Here is a 1,227-nt window from a genome sequence, read left to right as displayed (position 1 = left end):
GGTAGCTGGGGCGCTCCCGCTCGACGCCGGCGTCACAAAGGACGGACAGGGCTACGTTGGTGTCGTCGCGGTGTCCCCGGATCGTGAGTAGTGGGCTAATTACTCGGGTCTGCCTTGCGTTTTACGTGGGGGGATAACATCCCTTCTCGGCGGCCGCCCGCATCTCAGCGACGCGCTGCGACTCATCGAGCTTGTTCATCACGCGGTCGCTGGCGAAGAGCGGCGAGAAATAGGTGAAATGCTCCAGAACCGTGAAATAGGGCATGATCTCGTAGAACTTCTGCGATTTGATGAATGAGGTGCCGTTATCCTCCCCTTCAACCGTGCCGGTCTGAAGCGCAGTTGGCGTGTCGGCCCAAGGCAGCGGAATGGGGGCCGCGCCAAATTCCTCGTAGGTGTCGATCATCCCCTGGTTCTTGGGGACACGCACCTTGAGCCCCGCCAGGTCCTCGACCGAGGCGATTGGACTTCTGGAATTGTAGAAATCGCGATCCCCAACAAAACCGTAGGTCAGCAGATGCCCGTTTGTCGCGGCCTGAAGCTGCGCGGCGAAATCGCGCCCAACCTCACCTTCGAGCACGCGGTAAGCATGCTACTTGTTTTGAAAGATGTAGGGCAGAACGAACGCGTCCATCAGCGGAAAATGCGGTGAGATGTTGTTACCGGTGATAACGAACATATCCACGGTTCCAAGCTGCATCGCCTTGAATGCCTCGTCCTCGCCCATGAGCTGGCCGCAGCAGCGCACCTTCACGTCAACGCTGCCTTCGGTATATTCCTCAACCAGCTCCTCGAACTTGTCGGCGAGCACGGCATAGGTGCTGGTCTCGGAGGCCGCATAGCCGGGATTGATGGTGACGTCTTGCGCCGAGGCCGTGCCCGCGACAACGGTCAGGGCCGCAAGTGGCCCGGCGAAGATCTTAAAGGGTGAATGTTACATGATCGCTCCCGGTTGCATATGGAATTTTTGTTTTTGTTATCCAATCAGGGTAGCCGGGCTAGGCCTGCAAGTATAAAATCAATTGATTAGTTTCTGATGCATAAAAGGTATCATGAAAATCGGTCTGCGCCATATCCGCTATTTTCTGGTCCTTGCTGAGGACTTGAATTTCCGACGCGCCTCGGAACATCTTCACATATCGCAACCCGCCCTCACCCGCACGATCCAGCACCTTGAGGCGGAGTTGCAGGTTACGTTGTTCGACCGTTCACAGAACTTCGTGCGCC

General features: G+C 56.8%; 1 protein-coding gene and 1 pseudogene. One reads left to right on the top strand and one right to left on the bottom strand.

What is annotated here, in order from left to right:
* Positions 1–121: 121 nt before the first annotated feature.
* Positions 122–853 (bottom strand): annotated as a pseudogene (locus tag HEP69_RS23615) (TRAP transporter substrate-binding protein).
* 205 nt (positions 854–1,058) lie between these two features.
* On the opposite strand from HEP69_RS23615, the gene HEP69_RS23610 reads away from it, so the two are divergent.
* Positions 1,059–1,227: LysR family transcriptional regulator (locus HEP69_RS23610; protein ID WP_290560958.1), on the top strand; the 169-nt coding region annotated here is incomplete at its 3' end.

The sequence above is a fragment of the Aestuariivita sp. genome (genome assembly GCF_021404545.1).
GTDB lineage: Bacteria > Pseudomonadota > Alphaproteobacteria > Rhodobacterales > Rhodobacteraceae > Aestuariivita.
The sequence above is the reverse complement of the archived record's forward strand: the minus strand, read 5'-3'. Positions and strand labels throughout refer to the sequence as shown.